The sequence below is a fragment of the Pseudogracilibacillus auburnensis genome (assembly GCF_003201975.1).
Taxonomy (GTDB): Bacteria; Bacillota; Bacilli; order Bacillales; family Amphibacillaceae; genus Pseudogracilibacillus; species Pseudogracilibacillus auburnensis.
Genome location: NZ_QJJQ01000001.1, coordinates 564466 through 582496, shown reverse-complemented (window position 1 = coordinate 582496; position 18031 = coordinate 564466). Strand labels below are relative to the sequence as shown.

Below are 18031 nucleotides of genomic sequence, written 5' to 3'. Positions count from 1 at the left end.
CCTACATTGGAGACCTAACTGTTAAACAAATCTCTCCTTCACATCTTTCTTCCACATCATTAGCATTTGCACATTCAACAGTTATTCGATCAAATTTTGTAAGCGAAAACGCAACACTACTATCCTTAAATACTCTTATTGGTGCTCCCACTTCATATCCATCTAGAAAAAACCTTGCAGTTACATAATCTGAATGGCTATCTTGCAAAGTAATAAATCCAGAAGCAAAAATTTGTCTATGCCCAGAAGTTTGGAAAACCGTTTGACTCTGTCCTGATGGTATAGTCCACTCTGCACATATACAATCTTTTAGTAGTTTTTGGTGATGATCACAATGATCCTTCTTTCGACAAGTGCAATGACATCTTAGTTCATGACACCTTTTATCGTGGCAACATCCTCTACAACTTCCCACTTCATTCAACTCCTCCCTAAATATTTACCGTTCACTACTAAGCTATTAAAATTGGAAAACAGTTGCTACGGCTACTATCGTAGACATACTATTCATTTTTATATAAAAGAATAGTTGTACTTGAAAACTATTAAAAATGTCTATACGTAACTATCAGCTAAGTGAAGCCACCTAAAACTGCTTCCTTAGATAAATAAAAATCAAATTAGTGAAAATAGAATATCGTTCTATCGATTCCTAACTGAAAATAACTCATCTTTTGGATAGTAGATTTATATGATAAATACGGTAAAGATAATGTAGACGTTTTTCATCTCCAAAAAAGTTACCTTATTTCATTTTTTATATAAATCGAAATAGAAGAAGTAAAATTGAGAGAAAGACCAGTATAAAATAGATACATATACCATTTATAAATGATAATAAAAATAAACGACTCTAGCTCAATTGAATGAAGAGCTAAAGCCGTTTAATAAATTTCCCTTTAAATCTAGGCTATTTCCCAATTAAATGGGTCAGGTAATTGTTCCCATTCTGATTCATGTTCTGTTTCTGTTAATAAACAACGATCCAATTCTTCCGATATTTCTTGTTGATCTAAATCAACTCCAATAAAAACTAGTCTTGTTAAACGGTCGCCGTATTCATCATCCCAGTCATCTAAAACATCTGGATTTTCCTTCATTATTTCTTCTTGCTCCAATTTTGGCAAAGAAGCGACCCAGTAAGTAACTGGCTCAAGTGAAACGGACGGTCCAGCTTGTGACATAAGTAAGGCAACATCATTTCTTGTCGCACACCATGCAATCCCTTTTGCTCGAACAATACTTTTAGGCATATGTTCTAACCAATCAGCCAAACGCGCGGTGTGAAATGGCTCTCGTCTTACATAAACAAAGGATGAGATTCCATATTCATCAGTTTCCGGAACGTGATTTTCATGCCCCAACTCAAGTTCTTTAATCCAACCAGCCGATGAACTTGCTTTATCAAAATCAAATAAATTCGTTCCTAAAATATCTGCAGGATCTACTTGTCCGTGTGAAGTGACAATTACTTTTGCATCAGGCTGTAATGTATGCAGTACTCGTTTTAATTTTTCCAGTTCTTCTTTACTAATAAGATCACTTTTGTTAATAATTAAAACATCACAGAACTCTATTTGGTCTAATAGTAAATCAGCTATTTCTCTTTCATCTTCTTCACTGATTGCTTCTTTTCGGTCTAATAAACTATCTCCAGATTCAAAATCATGCCAGAATCGATTGGCATCAACAACTGTTACCATCGTATCTAAACGAGTAAATTGTGATAAATCTATATTTAATTCTTCGTCTTCATATGTAAATGTATGTGCGACAGGAATCGGTTCAGATATTCCAGATGATTCAATAATGATATAGTCAATTCCACCATTTTCTACGATTCGTTGAACTTCTACTAATAAATCTTCACGTAATGTACAGCAAATACAACCATTTGATATTTCCACTAATTTTTCTTCAGTACGCGAAAGGGAACTTTCTTGCTTTACTAACTCTGCATCAATATTGATTTCACTCATATCGTTTACGATGACTGCAACCTTTAGACCTTCCTTATTGTTTAAAATATGATTTAATAATGTCGTCTTACCAGATCCTAAATAACCGCTTAATACTGTTACTGGAACTTGTTTTTTCATTTAAAGCACTCCTTTTCAATCGTAATGATTACGATTTAATTTGTAAAAAAAATAAATTACTCTTTCATGCAATATTCGAATCCTTTACGAAATTCTTCCACATCCAAATCTTTCCCAATAAAAACGATCTCACTTTGTTTTTTTTCATCCTTTTTCCATGGCCGATCTTGTTTTCCACTAAACAACATATGAACACCTTGAAAAACGACTCGTTCTTTATAATCTTTTATATATAGAATTCCTTTATATCGGAACAAGTTCTCACCCTTTATTTGTACAAGATATGAGAACCATTGATTCACCTTATTAATATGGAGTGGCCGATCATCCTTTAACACAAATGAACGGACATCACTATGGTGGTGGTGATGGTGAGAATCTAGTAAGTTCGGATTTAGTTCTAGTTTTTGTCCGAGTTGAAAGGAATCAATATCAATAATCTGCTTTGTATCAATTTCACTATTGACTGAAAACAATTGTTTCGCGGTTTGGTTCATATCGGAAACTTTTTCGACTAAATTATCTAATTTATTTAATGATACTAGATCTGTTTTATTAAATAGTAACACATCACTAAATGCAATTTGTTCTTTCGCTTCAGGCTCATCTAGATGATATGGAAGATGTTTAACATCTAGCACTGTTACAACAGCATCAATTTTAAACCACTGGGCCATCACATCATCCATTAAAAACGTTTGAATAACAGGACCTGGATTCGCAAGACCTGTAGTCTCAATAATGACTCGATTAAAATAGACTTTGTTTCGCTGCATTCTTTTTAATAATTTAGTTAATAAACGAATTAAGTCACTACGAACATTGCAACAGATACACCCTTTGTTTATTTCAATTATTTCTTCTTCCGTGGTCGAAACGAGCTGACTATCAATCCCTATATCTCCAAACTCATTGACAATCACAGCCGATTTTTCTCCTACCTTATCAGCTAAAACCCGATTAAGTAATGTTGTTTTCCCCGACCCTAAATAACCAGTAATAATCGTTACAGGAATTTTATTTTGCCACACCTTTTAACCTCCATTTTAATTTCTATGCCATCACAAATCGTAATCATTACGATTTAATTAATTTTACATTACCTTTAATAGATTGGCAAGTAAATTAATTTTTATGTAGTACATTGAATTAGAAAAAATAGATAATGATTAAACATAACTTTAATGTGACTCTCTTTAAAGGTGGAATAGTAAAATGTTTGGTATCGATTAAAAATGTGATTTATTTTAACCTTAAGCAATAGTAGGTACAAATATTTTTGAGAAAGTTCAGAAGTTTGACTGCATTGGAGAAAATTTCATAGAAAGTGCGGAAAGTTTGGTGCTATTGCGGAAAGTTTATAGAAAGTGCGGAAACGGAGGTATTCTTATTCCATCATAAAAAAACCTCATCCGAATAGATGAGGTTTCTCTAGTTAATTTAAAACATTTCTGAAGTTGATTTCCCTTGCATATGTTGGATTAAATAATCTGGGCCACCAGCTTTTGAGTCTGTTCCTGACATATTAAATCCACCAAATGGTTGGTACCCAACAATTGCAGCTGTACATCCACGGTTGAAGTATAAGTTTCCAACATGGAAATCTTCACGTGCTTGCTCCAAATGCTCCCGATTATTCGTAATAACGGCTCCTGTTAAGCCGTATTCTGTGTTATTCGCAATTTCGATCGCTTCATCAAAGCTCTTTGCACTTGTTAAAGCGACAACCGGTCCAAAAATTTCTTCTTGCATAATCCGCGCTTTTGGATCGACATCAGCAAATACAGTCGGTTGTACGAACCAGCCTTTTGAATCATCGCCACCGCCACCGACGAGTAATTTTCCTTCTTCTTTCCCAATATTGATATAGTCCATAATTTTATCATATGCTGCCTGATCAATAACTGGTCCTGTAAAATGTTCGTTTGTTGCAGGGTCTCCAGCTTTCATTTCATTGGTAAGTTCAACAACACGATTTTTTACTACATCATACACTTCCTCATGGATGACTGCTCTTGAACATGCAGAACATTTTTGTCCTGAAAATCCGAATGCTGAATAAACGATTGATTGAGCTGCTAATTCAAGATCTGCTTCACTATCAACGACGATTGTATCTTTTCCGCCCATTTCAATGATCGTACGTTTCAGCCATTTTTGCCCTTTATCTTCATGAACAACCCCAGCACGTTCAAAGATTCGTGTTCCTACTTCACGAGAACCTGTGAAGCTAATAAAACGTGTGCGAGGATGATCAACTAAGTAATCGCCGACTTCACTGCCTGGCCCCGGAATATAGTTAATGACTCCTTTCGGCAGACCCGCTTCCTCTAACACTTCCATAAATTTATACGCAATGACTGGAGTTGCACTGGCAGGTTTTAATAACACAGTATTTCCTGTCACCATTGCTGCAACTGTTGTTCCCGCCATAATTGCAAATAGGAAGTTCCATGGAGAAATAACAACACCGACGCCAAGTGGAATATAGTGAAACTGATTTCGCTCAATTGGACGACTTTCCACTGGAATCCCATCTTTTAAGCGCAACATTTGTCGTCCATAATATTCTAAGAAATCAATTGCTTCTGCAGTATCGCCATCCGCTTCATTCCAAGGCTTTCCACCTTCTTTTACGAGTAAAGCACTAAATTCATGCTTACGACGACGGACAATTGCTGCTGCACGGAATAAAATATCGGCACGGAATTTCGGATCAGACTTCTTCCACGTTTCAAATGTTTGATCAGCAACTTGCATCGCACGCTCCGCTAAATCTTTGTTTGCTTTTGACACATATCCAATCACTTCTTCTTTATTTGCCGGGTTAACCGAAACGAGTTTTTCTTCTGTCGTAACCCTTTCTCCATTGATAATAAGTGGATATTCTTTACCAAGGTACCCTTCTACTTTTTTTAATGCTTCTTCCATTTGGCGCTTATTTTCCTCAATTGAAAAATCTGTAAATGGTTCATGTTTATATGGGACAACCATTGTGTATAGCCTCCTTTAAATATTTCTGTTTATCATAATTCCCTTAGCCCCATTGCTTAATCCAAGTAATGGATATTAAATTAAGGACTTTTTGTAGAACTCCTCAAAATCAGGTACATGATAAAAAATGAGTAGTTGTGTATATAACTCTGTTTTTTGATGAACATTGGAAAAATCTATCCCTGTCATATCAACAATCTGTTTGAGACGATAATTTAATGTATTTGGATGGATAAATAGTTTTTCAGCAGTTTGACCGACTTTGCAATCATTTTTTAAAAAATACCATAATGTTTTAAGTAGCTCACTATTATTTTCCGTATCCTTTTTCATCAATTGGATGATACGATTATTTCTATATTGTTCGCTTATATTTTTCTTATACATTGATTTAACATAGCGGAACATACCTAAATGATCAAAATGATACGTAAATTGTTCTTCAATATGTAAAAAGACCATCGTCTCGATTACTTCTAATGCCTCGAGGTAGCTTTTACGAATATGATGAATTTGCTTATATTCGTTTCCTATTCCAATAGACAATACAGATCGTTCTTTCTCACTTAATCTTTCCTTAACAGTTTTTACCAATTTCATTGATTTTTGCATGGATTGCTCGGAATAATCACTATGAACGATGCCAATAATTTCGGTTCCCTTTCCTAGGTAACAGGCAATTTCAGCATCTTTAAAAATCTTTTTCATTTTTTTAAGCAAAAATAAGTAATTTGGATCTTTTACCGAAGCGGCAAAAACGGTAAATTCATTTGGTAATGTATAAGAGACAAGATTAGCTTCTTGGATGATTTCAGCTTTGTTTATAAAGTCATTATTAAGTAATTTCCAAATAACTGATTGTTGGTCATGTTGAACTTCATGCTCTTTTTCATGAATTAATTTTCCTAAATGAGGTGCAATTTTAGTTAAAAAGGAGAAATCTTTTTCTCTAAAAATTTCGTTTGCCTCATAAATCCATAAATATCCGTATAACCGATCTTTGTATTTTAAACTAATGACAACTCGTTGATAAAATCCGATATCTTCCATCGCCTGTAAACGAATTGGTTTGTCTTTTTTTTGTAGTTTTTCTACTATGCCTTCCTTTTTCAATCGTTCGATAATGAATAAAGGACAACGCTTCGTTAAAATTGTTTTTTGCTGAACCGGGTCAAATGAAAATTCATTTGGTGAGCTATATGCAATGAGCTCAAAATGTTTGTTTTCAATAATGATTGCTTTTTGAAACAGACTGCTCAATTGCTCTACTAACTGATGTACATCGCCAGACTGAAAGACTTCTTGCTCAGTTATATCCATCCTCTTCTCCCCTAAATTATTTTCTTTTTACGCCTTGACTTCTTCTTGCTTACGATTGTACTAAGTAAACAAAGGCATGTCTACATAACAGGATTAATTTAGGGAAGAAAATTTCAGTTATATATCAAGTATAAAATGGTTATATGCCTCTTTCAATATTTGTGTCGCATAATAAATTAGTTAATCTATTGTGGAATACCCACAATAGAAATGAGAGAAAATGGAAGGGGACCAAGGGGAATTCAACAAATAAAAGAAAAAACCTGCTATTTTTATCATAACAGGTATGTTCATTATTGAAAAATATGCACTTTTGGATCATCCATTCCGGCATGACGATAAATTAAACTTTCTGTGCCATCACTAGATGTCACCGTTACCTCAATATCATAATGGTTCGGGAAAATTTCTTTTACTAACCCGTACGCATATTGGGTAAAACCAACGATTTCTCCTTTTCCATAAAATTCAATCGGCACTTCAATAGATAAACTTGTTAAATTTTTATCTATATAAAAACCATCACCAGCTACACCGACATAATTTGGAAAATACTCAGCTATTTTTTCACTAAACAATTTCACCTTTTGATAGTCTTCATTATAAGTGTCTTTCGCCCTTTCTGAAGGAAATAGAACATGTTCCTCGTTAATTGTTTCCCATTTATCGATCGAACTATTTCCTTTTCCGACAACTGTTTTTGCAACAAAGTTTCCAGGCACGGGAGAAGATTGTTCTTCTTCCCTAAAGAGGGCGAACATGATTTGCACATCATTTAATCCATCAATTTCTCTCATTTCTTTTAAAATTTTCTCAGCAATTTTCTTTCCTTCTGCCAACATTTCATCTTTCGGGATTTTTTCATAATAATATGGTCCACCAATTTCAGTTTGAAATCTATATACTGACTTTAATGAAATCCCAATCGACACACCGACAAGATCAACTTTATTATCTTTTTTTTCCAAGAAATTTTGTTCTAAAATATGAGAAAAAACTCTTGGGTTATCTCTATGTGCTTTGATTTGCTCATCTTTTCCCCCGCCTTCTTTTACTTTTGGGTTTAATGAATCGATTAAGGAATAGATAAAGTCAGTATTTAAATATTGCCCTTCTTCAAATACATACTTTTTCGGATCAAAAACGGTTGTGGAGTGCCGTCGTAATCCTTGCTCCAATTCGTCAATGTCAACCCGATTTGTTACTTGGTTCGTTATGGCACCCCTTGCTTCACTCGGGCGATACGGTAATAAAATTTTATACTGATCTTCTGATAATGAATAATTTGGGATGATAGAAATTTCTGTATCTCCCTCATTTTCTTCTGGTTGAATAATATCGTCTTGCTTTTGATTTGTACAACTCGAAAGAACAAGGAGTGCACATCCGATTATAACGAGAACTTTTTTCATTTTGACACTCCTTTTACCGCATTTTGCAAGTCTTCTTCATTCCAGATCATGATTCCAAGCTTTGTCGCTTGTTCATATTTTGATCCGGCCGCTTCACCTGCAATGACTAAATCCGTATTTTTACTAACACTACCTGTTACTTTCCCACCATTTGTCTCAATAATTTCTTTTGCCTCTCTACGGGTAAATTGCTCCAATTTCCCTGTTAACACAACAGTTTTATTAGCAAAGATAGCTGTTTTATCTTCAGATCTCTTTGCCCCAGCGAAAGCCATGTTCACACCAAGATCTTCTAAATTTTCAAGTAGTTCTTGTACTTTTTCCTGGGCAAAATAATGGACAATTGCATCCGCCATTTTTTCGCCTATTTCATTGACTTCAACAAGGTCTTCATAGGAAGCATGTTGTAACTTTTCCATTGTTTCAAATTCACTAGCTAAAACTTGGGCAGCTTTTGCACCGATGTGACGAATGCCTAAACCGAATAATAGCTTTTCTAATGAATTTTGCTTTGAAACTTCAATTGCATTCAATAAATTTGTGACGGATTTTTCTCCCATGCGCTCAAGAGGAAGAAGTTCTTCTTTTTTCAATCGGTATAAATCGTCGATTGAATCAACTAATTGTTCACGAAAAAGTTGCTCAACTACTTTTTCTCCTAATCCATCGATATTCATTGCATCACGAGAAACGAAATGAATAAGTCCCTCTTTTAATTGGGCAGGACAATTCGGGTTCAGACACCGAAGCGCTACTTCCTCATCTAAATGAACAAGTTCTGTCTCACATGCTGGACAAATCTTAGGCATTTCATATGGTACTTCATTACCAGTACGCTCTTCCGTTATGACGCGGACAACTTTTGGGATAATATCACCAGCTTTTTTAAGTATGACAGTATCTCCTATGCGAATATCAAGTGCCCGGATTTGATCTGCATTATGAAGTGTTGCCCGACTCACTGTTGAGCCATCAATAAATACTGGTTCCAAAATTGCTGTCGGTGTGACAACCCCGGTTCTTCCGACACTTAATTCCACATCGACTAGTGTCGTGACCGCTTCTGTTGCCGGAAATTTATATGCTATTGCCCATCTTGGTGTGCGAGCTGTAAACCCTAATTGCTCTTGTTGTTCAAGGTCATCGACTTTAATGACGATCCCATCAATATCATACGGTAAATTCCGCCTATTTTCAGTCCAGTAAGCAACATAATCAATCACTTCATCAATCGAAGTGCATGTTCTATATTCCTTGTTAATCTTGAATCCCTGATCTTGTAAAAAGGCTAGTCTTTCACTATGGGACGTAATTTCGTCCACTTCCCACTGTCCATAACCGAATAGAAATAAATCTAAATTTCTCGAAGCAGCTATTTTCGGATCGAGTTGTCTCAATGAACCAGCTGCCGCATTTCGCGGATTGGCAAAAATCATTTCTCCCGACTGTTCCCGTGCTTTATTTAATTGCACAAATGATGTTTGTGGCATATATGCTTCCCCGCGAACTTCAATTGTGCGGGTTTCCTTAATCGAAAGAGGTACACTACGAACAGTACGTAAATTACTCGTAATATCCTCGCCAATTCTTCCATCACCACGAGTAGAACCGAGTACAAAGCGCCCATGTTCATAAGTGAGCGCAACGGCTAACCCATCGATTTTTAATTCACAAACATAGGCTACCTTTTCACTTCCAAGCCCATTTGTCACGCGGCGATGAAAATCACGAAGCTCCCCTTCGTCAAATGCATTTCCGAGGCTTAACATCGGTACTTCATGCTCTACCTTTTTAAATGCATCAAGTGGTTCTGCTCCCACACGTTTAGTCGGTGAATGTTCAGTCACTAGCTCTGGAAATGTGTCTTCAAGTTGTAGTAACTCATTGTAAAGCCTATCATATTCTGCATCTGGTACACTCGGATTATCAAGTACATGATATTCATGTGCATATTTATTGATTCGTTCCATTAAAGCTGCCATTTTCTTTTTCGCTTCTTGTTTATCCATGTTAACACCTTCTTATTGTTTCGTAATCGGTGCAAATTTTGCTAATAACCGTTTAATCCCTGTTGGAGCTGGAAAAGCGACATCCAGTTCAATCGCATCTCCTGACCCTTGAACTTTTACGACCGTTCCAACACCCCATTTATTATGAAGTGCTTTATCTCCCGCTCTCCAACCAACATTTTCGGCACCAGTTGTTGAGATCTTTTCTGTTTTTCGTCGAGATGCTTTTCTATCCGGGCGAAATGTTGGAGTGCCAATGGACGCAGAATTTGCTTCCCTCTCATCAAGAAATGATCCGAACATCGAACGTTTCACCTGGTCGATTCCCTCAATCAATTCTTCAGGAATTTCATGAATAAATCGACTAACTGGATTCATATTTGTTCGTCCGTACAATGTTCGCATGGATGCATGGGTTAAAAATAATTCTTTTTCTGCTCTTGTAATGCCGACATATGCAAGACGTCTTTCTTCTTCCATTTCATCTTCATCAGCAAGTGAGCGACTGTGCGGGAAAATATTTTCTTCCATCCCGATTAAAAAGACGACTGGAAATTCTAAACCTTTTGCTGAATGAAGGGTCATTAACGTTATTTTTTCTTCTGCATCGATCGCTGCTTCATCCATTGAATCGATATCAGCAATTAAGGCTAAATCAGTTAAAAAGGCGACAAGTGATCTGTCATCTTCATTCGTTTTCTCAAAGTCTTTCGTTACAGTCATAAATTCAGCGATATTTTCAAGTCTACTTTCTGCTTCAATCGTTTTCTCCGCTTTTAATATTTGTTCGTATTCTGTTTGTTCTAATACCATTTCCACCATATCTGTCGCTGTTAAAAATTCTTGTTGTTTGATTAAGTTCTCCATCTGATCTTGGAATCTAATCAGTGCTTGTGCCGCCCTTTTTGGCACTCCCGTCATTTCAATTTCTTTAATCGCTTGAAAAAAGGATAAGTCATGTTTAAGTGCATAGTCGCGGAGACGTTCAATGGATGTTGCACCAATCCCACGTTTTGGCACATTGACGATACGCTCAAAACTAATATCATCATCTGGGTTTGTGATAAGTCGTAAATACGCGATAATATCTTTAATTTCTTTACGGTCATAGAACTTTAGGCCACCGATCATTTGATACGAAATATTTGCTTTCATTAACATATCTTCAATCGATCGTGATTGCGCATTTGTTCGATATAAAACCGCAACATCATTCGCCGTATAGGAGCCGTTTTCAAGTAAATCTTGCACCTTTTCTGTGACATAAAGTGCTTCTTCTCTTTCGGTTGCTCCTTGAAAGTACGTAATTTTACTCCCATCCTCATTTTCTGTCCATAATTTTTTCGGCTTTCTCCCTTTATTATGGTTGATCACATGATTTGCCGCTTCCAGAATCGATTTGGTGGAACGATAATTCTGCTCTAGAAAAATCGTTCTTGCAGCAGGGTAATCTTTTTCAAACGATAAAATATTCTCGATATTAGCCCCACGCCAACGATAAATGGACTGATCCGAATCTCCAACAACACATAGATTTTGATAACGGCTTGCTAGTTGTTTTACTAAATAGTATTGGGCATGGTTTGTATCTTGATACTCATCAACATGAATATATTGGAAGCGCCGTTGATAATAGTTTAGCACCTCTGGGACTCGCTTAAATAAATGAATCGTCTCCATGATTAAATCATCAAAATCGAGGGCATGGTTTTTACGAAGCATTTTTTGATAGGCTACATAAATCGACGCCACTTGCCTTTCAAAAAAGTTGTTTGCTTGATCTGTCAATACTTCTGGTGTAATAAGTTCATTTTTTGCATGACTAACTTGCCCGATCATCGCCCGTGGATCGTATTGTTTTGGGTCAATATTTAACTGTTTTAATACTTGTTTCATGACGGTTAACTGATCACTACTATCAATGATCGTAAAATTCCGATTATAACCAATCCGTTCAATATCACGACGCAAAATTCGGACACACATCGAATGAAAGGTTGATACCCACATATATTCACTTTCAGGACCAACTAATTTTTTGACCCGATCTTTCATTTCTCGCGCTGCTTTATTCGTAAACGTAATCGCCAAAATATTGTTTGGTGAAACGGCTTTTTCGTCCATTAAATAAGCGATCCGATGGGTTAGCACGCGAGTTTTTCCACTACCTGCCCCAGCCATAATTAATAAAGGACCTTCCGTATGTTTTACCGCTTCTTGTTGTTCTTTGTTTAATGTATTTAAAAATTCAATTACACTCATCATGCCACCGTCCTAATAAAATCTCTTCAAATCGTTACGTTTTATCCTTTTTTACTGCAGCAACTGTTTGAAGTGCCGCTTTAAAATTCGAATAAATACTATTTCCGACAACGATCACATCTGCATATTGTTTCATTTCTTGTGCTTGTTTAGCTGTCGTAATCCCGCCTCCATAAAAGAAAGTCGTTTCTTCTAATTCACGACTAACTTTATCAACGAGTTGTGGATCACCATACGATCCACTATATTCAAGGTAAAATATCGGTAAATGAAAAATATGTTCTGCCATAAATGCGTAACTAATAACGTCTTCTTCATCAGGCAATGAACAATTTGTTTTTTGATACGCTTTTGCTTCAGGATTTAAAATACAATACCCTTCCATCATTATTTCGTCCCAATTCATCATTTCTTTATATTCTTTAATCGCTTCATGTTGAATATCCATAAGCCATTTTTTTTCTGTACTATTTAAGACCATTGGAATAAAATAATAATCAAATCCAGGTGAAATAGCATCCAGCTCAGAAATTTCTAATACACATGGAATCGCATAACGCCGCACCCGATAAAGCAAATCTAAAATATTGTCGAGCGTAATACCGTCTGTTCCACCTATGATGATGGCATCTGTACCTGATTCACATAACAATTCAAGTTGTTCATCTGTCATCTCTTTTGCAGGATCTAATTTAAATACATGTTCCCACTCGTTTATTTTATAATTCACCGTTCATCCTCCACTATCATTCTCCATTTATTTATTATAGCAAAAAAAGCAAGGTGAACTAGAGTAAAACGAGGTGATTCTTTTCAATAATTGGAGAAGAGATGGCTGAATGACGAAATGAGGGCATTGATTTGCACGATAGGTGCACAGATTTTCACGATGGACGTTTTGATCACGCAATAGGTGTTCGAAATTAAATAAGAGCTTGCTTAAGTAAAATTGTTTCTGTTGAACAAAAACTTGTTTTCAACACTTTCCTGTAAATGCACTTTAGCAATGTTAAGCAACAATTCATCAGTACCTATCTTGGTTTGCAGTACGAATTATTTCTAACGGTTGCTTGCCTGAATGATGCAAACAGTGGCAGTACTTTACCTTTTTTATAAAAAACGGGCTGGGACAAAAGTGTTTTCAGCAAAGAAAAAAACGAACAATGGTAGCGGCATATAACCCGCTTTGGAAATATACTTAGCTTTCCGCGGGCAACGCCTCAACTAATTTCAAACGTTTTATTCAAAACGTTTGAAATGGATTTTCGGCTGTTGCTTTTCCCGCAGGATTCTTCGTATATTTCCTCCGCTAAGGTGATGCATTGTTCGTCTTTAGAGTTGGTCGTTTTAGTTATATCCCAGTCTCACTCTTGTTTTTTTATTTTTTTGGCAGTCTTTCTAACACTTTCCCATAACCGCCACTACCATAGTCTAAGCATCTGCGAACTCGTGAGATTGTTGCAGTTGATGCTTTTGTTTCTTGTTCGATTTCGTTATACGTATTCCCTTCGTTTAACATTTTTGCAACATGTAGTCGTTGTGAGAGAGATTGAATTTCATTCATTGTTGCAACATCATCAAAGAATTGATAACATTCCTCGCGTGTTTTTAAAGATAAAATAGCGTCAAATAATTGATCTAACTGTTTCCCGCGTAATTTATCAATTTGCAAATGGTTCCCTCCTTACATTTCATTGTTTTCGATTTGGACTTGTTCTTTTACTCCTGATTCAGGTACGGACTGGACAAAATTGATCCACGTCTGCCCCGGAACAAATGGGACTACTTGTCCATCTTTTACGGGAGTAATTCTACCATCTCTATTTTCCCATTCAATATGTTGGACTTTTCCACGTTGTAATAAATATGCCGTTCCACCTGAATCGATATCAATTGCTCTTCGCAACTCCTTATCAATCACTTCATGCTCTGTCTCTACGATAAAAACATTGTCAACTTGAATTGGTATTTCCGATTCTAACTCTACTGATTTTTCCTGGTCATTATAACGTGTATATTTTTGGGTAGTTTCGTCGTATTCAAATTCGACGATAGGTTTACCTCCATAATAATCAATTTTCACGTAATTTGCATCTTCACCGTCTATTTCACTATTTTCATCTAGAAAAGATAATGGTTCATACGTAAAACTAGTTTCATAGCCTTCTTCGGCAGCAACATCATATACTGCTCCAAATTGCAAATAAGAGTTATGTGGTGTTTTCCTAAAAGCTTCACGTATAAACAAATGCCCGTCGTTATCATAGGTAGCACCTTGAAGATGTTCAATTTCCCGGGACGTAATCATTTCATTAATAAAATCTGCTGCTCCTTGGTACACATAAATGGCATCATAATTATCAGCCAATGTAAAGAAGTATTCTCTCGCACTTCTAACTGGACCAACAACATCTGGTTCCGTGCTTTGATAGATTGCCATAAATCGGGTAATATTACCTTCTGTTAGCATTTCAAAAACAATATCTGCTTTTGTTAGTCCGGATTGTGGTCTTGCTTGAACTTGGTTACTTACCATGACAGCTACCGCTCGATTCGTAACATCTTCATCCGTTTCAATCCCTGTAAATGGATATATAGTTGGATCCGTTGTTTCTGTTGATTCATTTTTTACTCCATCGTTTGATTTTTCTTGAACTTCCTTTTTTTCCTCTTTGGAACAACCGAAAATAAAAATTGCCAGTACAATTGTAAGTAAGACGGCTAATTTTCTCATACATCCTCCTTAGACCTAGTTGAATTAGCGCATGTTTGCTGGAACGATTGTTTCATGTTTCATCACATCGACAATTCCTTGTTGTGTCACACGAATATAAGGTAAATGGGTCGACGATAAAAACAACAAATTGTAAATAGGATCATTAAATTCATATCCAGATTCAATTAACATTTGTTTACACTTTGTCTCTCTGTCGATTAATGTTTCCATATTTCCTTCATACATCGCCCCTTCTAATTTTAGTGGTAACTCATAAATAATCGTTCCTTCATGAGCAAGGACAATTCCACCACCGATTTCCTTCATTCTGCTCCACGCTAGTTTCATGTCTGATTTTTTCTTTCCAATTAAGATAATATCATCTGTAGTCGAAAAAGTACTACATAAAGCCCCTAATTCTTTTGTAAACCCACTAATAACTGTGTTAACACGCCATTTTCCATAGCGATCAATAAATAATAAAAATGCATCTGGACTATCTTTCGGTAAATAATCAGTAGTAATGTCGATATCAACTGCATAAGGCTTCATAATAACATCGTTAACCATTTTTAAACCGATTGGAATGGAAAATTGAAGATCATCATCATTTAACTCCCAATTAAATGACGCTTCTTTTATATCATGTTTTTTCCAATTCATTCGGTCTTCACGTTCCGTTTCAACACCGTCTTTTAAGATCCACTTTCCTTTTGCCATGACACTTAACGGTGTAGGATCATTTTTCTCATATAAAATATTGATATGGGCGAGTCTACCAGGTGCAATACTTCCAAGTAATTCATCCATCCCATAATATTTTGCTATATTGTATGTTGCCATTCGGTAAGCTTCAGCTAATGGCACCCCTTTTTCAAGCGCAATTTCAATGCATATATTCATTAATCCGCGCTTCGTAAAAGCAGGTGTGGAGCCATCTGTCGTTAACATCATTTGATCATATGCATCAACATTTTCAGCAAGTAATTCATCGAGTATTTTGGGTAAATCTGGTCGAATGGATGAGTAGCGTAAGGCAACATGATACCCTAATTGTAAACGTCTTATCGCCTCTTTGCCTGACATCGCCTCATGATCTGCACTAGCTCCCAAAAGTTTTAGTTTCGTTAACGTTTTTTCAGATGCACCCGGAAAATGTCCCTCTACCCGTTTTTTTAACCGTTTCGTTTCTTGAATCCAATATAATAATCGATCGTCTCCAGCTAAAAGTTGCGGCCATGACGTTAATTCCCCGCCTTGAACTACAGCTGGATGTGACATCCAAGTTAAAATATCATTCGTATTAAATTTCGTATCTTCATCTCGTAACATTGATTGTGAATCATATCTTCCCCACCAAAACATCGATATGGGTAATTGGTGGAGATCATTTATAATCGCAAACGCTTTCTTTTTGTCGAATAAAGAAAGCAAGCGCATGTTGTCATTTATTAATGTCGTCGTCCCGTAGGTTGCCGCATGATAGGCAAGCTCTTCAGGATTGTATACAATAAATGGATGTGCATGTGGTTCAATGTAACCCGGAACTAAATATTGTCCTGTACAATCAATGATTTCAGTACCTTCTGTCTCTTCCGGCATGCGATCTCCGACATAAATTATTCGATCTTTATATATCCAAATATTTGCTTGCAACCATGTTTTCATAAATACGTTTAAATACGTACTATTTTTAAATACGATTGTAGGTGCTAAGTTTCCTTCAACGACAGCCACATGTGCACGTAACTCTCGATTTCTCCAAAATTGTCCTTGTTCTAACATCTCTTTCAACTCTCCAATAAAAATCTATTTATCTTTTCGTTTCTCTTTATGACGACTGTTCAAACGTCACTTGAGTGCGGTTTCATTTACTATTTTATCACAAAACCGTAGTAATTTTGTTGGATATATGTTAAATATTTTATTCTACGTGCAAAAAGTGAACAAATAGGGAACTCTGGTCACGGTCTTTTAAGAGTAAATATTTCAAAACTAAAAATCCCACTCTAAAATAAGAGCAGAATTATGTGTATATAAACTATTACCAATTATAGGGGTATACTAAATGCCATCCAACCATTGAGACAGCACGAAAACTTTATGTTCCGATTTCGAACCAAATAAAACAGTTATTCGAATGAATTTCATAATAGACTACTTCTAGAATAAAGCCGAACAACAAACAAAAGTATAATGTTATCGTTCGTTTTTACATCCTATAAAGTCTTGGCTGGAACGGCAGGTGGTCGACTCCTGTGGGAGAGGAGGAGGCCACTGAAAAAGTCCCTAAGGTTTATGTACATATGTTCCATCCGAATCCACTTCGCTTTCCACGGGGAACGCCTCAACTAATTTCAAACGTTTTATTCCAAACGTTTGAAATGGATTCATTCTATTTGCAAAAAAGGAAACTAGACGAAAACCCTAATTATTATAATCTAAAAATTAATTCATAAGTCCGTATTAATAGGGAAAATATCATCATTTTTGGACTCTTTAGCTACAAAATATTCAGATGCCAAATAACAGTAACCAAATATTAGTAAAATCGACTCTAGAATACTAGATAAATTAAAATTATACCTTTTATCTTGCAGCAAATTTTAATACTTTTTTAAAAACCAAAGAAACGTGAAAAAATAATAAAGAAGCCAAAGTACCTATCACAAATGTTTTCGTTATCAATATATCATCAAGCTTCCCTTCAACGATTAATAGCATCATCAATATTATTCCAATAACTAATAGTCCTCCCACTACATATAAGAGGAATCCAATAATATATTTAAAGAGCCAATTACGAATCGGGATCTTGTAAAAATATATGTCTACGAAATAGGAGTACACCCCTCCACCAATTAAATATATGGGGAACGAATAAATGCAATAGACGAAAATTAGTTCTACGGAAAAATAACCAAGACTATTCACACTTATTTCTTCTACTGCAGCTAATAAAATGGAAAAAATCAATGTAGAAACAACAGAAACAATTATTTTTTCTATAAACTTCATTTGCTCCACCCCCATCCATTCAACGCTAATTATCTAAACTTTCCTTTATCTACAATCCGTTTACAAAAGGAACTTTTACTGTTTTATCCATCCCTCTCTATTACCTGTCCACGTAAACAAGTCCTTGATAACGTGACGGGTATAGCCATTGTCTACGCACCCAATAGAAACTGATAAGGATAAGACATCCTAGGGAAAATT

At 35.8% G+C, this 18031-nt stretch carries 13 protein-coding genes; all 13 read right to left on the bottom strand.

Annotation, left to right across the window (positions count from 1 at the left end):
- Position 1: 1 nt before the first annotated feature.
- The 13 genes from DFR56_RS02760 to DFR56_RS02695 all read right to left on the bottom strand — a co-directional run bounded on the left by DFR56_RS02760 (position 2) and on the right by DFR56_RS02695 (position 17830).
- A complete protein-coding gene (locus DFR56_RS02760; protein WP_158525475.1) occupies positions 2-415 on the bottom strand; it encodes an S-Ena type endospore appendage in 414 nt (137 codons plus the stop codon).
- Positions 416-905: 490 nt separating this feature from the next.
- Positions 906-2099 carry a GTP-binding protein gene (locus DFR56_RS02755; RefSeq protein ID WP_110393870.1) on the bottom strand — a complete coding sequence of 398 codons (1194 nt, stop codon included), beginning with the start codon at positions 2097-2099 and terminating at the stop codon, positions 906-908.
- Positions 2100-2155: 56 nt separating this feature from the next.
- Complete coding sequence (locus DFR56_RS02750) at positions 2156-3130, bottom strand: CobW family GTP-binding protein (RefSeq protein ID WP_110393869.1); 975 nt, start codon at positions 3128-3130, stop codon at positions 2156-2158.
- A 409-nt stretch (positions 3131-3539) separates the two neighbouring features.
- On the bottom strand, positions 3540-5093 hold the full coding sequence (pruA, locus tag DFR56_RS02745; protein ID WP_110393868.1) for an L-glutamate gamma-semialdehyde dehydrogenase: 1554 nt from the start codon (positions 5091-5093) through the stop codon (positions 3540-3542).
- Between the two features lie 75 nt (positions 5094-5168).
- Complete coding sequence (locus tag DFR56_RS02740) at positions 5169-6413, bottom strand: PucR family transcriptional regulator (protein WP_110393867.1); 1245 nt, start codon at positions 6411-6413, stop codon at positions 5169-5171.
- Positions 6414-6706: 293 nt separating this feature from the next.
- Positions 6707-7825: a CamS family sex pheromone protein gene (locus DFR56_RS02735; RefSeq protein WP_110393866.1), complete on the bottom strand. Its 1119-nt coding sequence runs from the start codon at positions 7823-7825 to the stop codon at positions 6707-6709.
- The gene (gene ligA, locus DFR56_RS02730) at positions 7822-9834 is read right to left on the bottom strand and encodes an NAD-dependent DNA ligase LigA (protein WP_110393865.1); all 2013 of its coding nucleotides are present in this window, start codon (positions 9832-9834) and stop codon (positions 7822-7824) included. The genes DFR56_RS02735 and ligA overlap by 4 nt, the downstream gene beginning before the upstream one ends.
- A 12-nt stretch (positions 9835-9846) precedes the next feature.
- Positions 9847-12096 carry a DNA helicase PcrA gene (pcrA, locus tag DFR56_RS02725; protein ID WP_242694430.1) on the bottom strand — a complete coding sequence of 750 codons (2250 nt, stop codon included), beginning with the start codon at positions 12094-12096 and terminating at the stop codon, positions 9847-9849.
- Between the two features lie 34 nt (positions 12097-12130).
- Positions 12131-12826: a heptaprenylglyceryl phosphate synthase gene (gene pcrB / locus DFR56_RS02720; protein ID WP_110393863.1), complete on the bottom strand. Its 696-nt coding sequence runs from the start codon at positions 12824-12826 to the stop codon at positions 12131-12133.
- A gap of 648 nt (positions 12827-13474) precedes the next feature.
- Positions 13475-13768, bottom strand: a complete 294-nt coding sequence (locus DFR56_RS02715; protein WP_110393862.1) for a YerC/YecD family TrpR-related protein — start codon at positions 13766-13768, stop codon at positions 13475-13477.
- A 12-nt stretch (positions 13769-13780) separates the two neighbouring features.
- On the bottom strand, positions 13781-14830 hold the full coding sequence (locus tag DFR56_RS02710) for a DUF3048 domain-containing protein (RefSeq protein ID WP_110393861.1): 1050 nt from the start codon (positions 14828-14830) through the stop codon (positions 13781-13783).
- Between the two features lie 24 nt (positions 14831-14854).
- Positions 14855-16597, bottom strand: coding sequence for an adenine deaminase C-terminal domain-containing protein (locus DFR56_RS02705; RefSeq protein WP_110393860.1), 1743 nt, complete (start codon positions 16595-16597; stop codon positions 14855-14857).
- Between the two features lie 804 nt (positions 16598-17401).
- Positions 17402-17830, bottom strand: a complete 429-nt coding sequence (locus tag DFR56_RS02695; protein ID WP_110393858.1) for a hypothetical protein — start codon at positions 17828-17830, stop codon at positions 17402-17404.
- Between the last annotated feature and the right edge of the window lie 201 nt (positions 17831-18031).

Coding starts and splice junctions, on each gene's coding strand:
- DFR56_RS02755 (WP_110393870.1), bottom strand. CDS start 2,099: ATGAAAAAACAAGTTCCAGTAACAGTATTAAGCGGTTATTTAGGATCT.
- DFR56_RS02710 (WP_110393861.1), bottom strand. CDS start 14,830: ATGAGAAAATTAGCCGTCTTACTTACAATTGTACTGGCAATTTTTATT.
- DFR56_RS02740 (WP_110393867.1), bottom strand. CDS start 6,413: ATGGATATAACTGAGCAAGAAGTCTTTCAGTCTGGCGATGTACATCAG.
- DFR56_RS02705 (WP_110393860.1), bottom strand. CDS start 16,597: ATGTTAGAACAAGGACAATTTTGGAGAAATCGAGAGTTACGTGCACAT.
- DFR56_RS02735 (WP_110393866.1), bottom strand. CDS start 7,825: ATGAAAAAAGTTCTCGTTATAATCGGATGTGCACTCCTTGTTCTTTCG.
- ligA (WP_110393865.1), bottom strand. CDS start 9,834: ATGGATAAACAAGAAGCGAAAAAGAAAATGGCAGCTTTAATGGAACGA.
- pruA (WP_110393868.1), bottom strand. CDS start 5,093: ATGGTTGTCCCATATAAACATGAACCATTTACAGATTTTTCAATTGAG.
- pcrA (WP_242694430.1), bottom strand. CDS start 12,096: ATGAGTGTAATTGAATTTTTAAATACATTAAACAAAGAACAACAAGAA.
- DFR56_RS02695 (WP_110393858.1), bottom strand. CDS start 17,830: ATGAAGTTTATAGAAAAAATAATTGTTTCTGTTGTTTCTACATTGATT.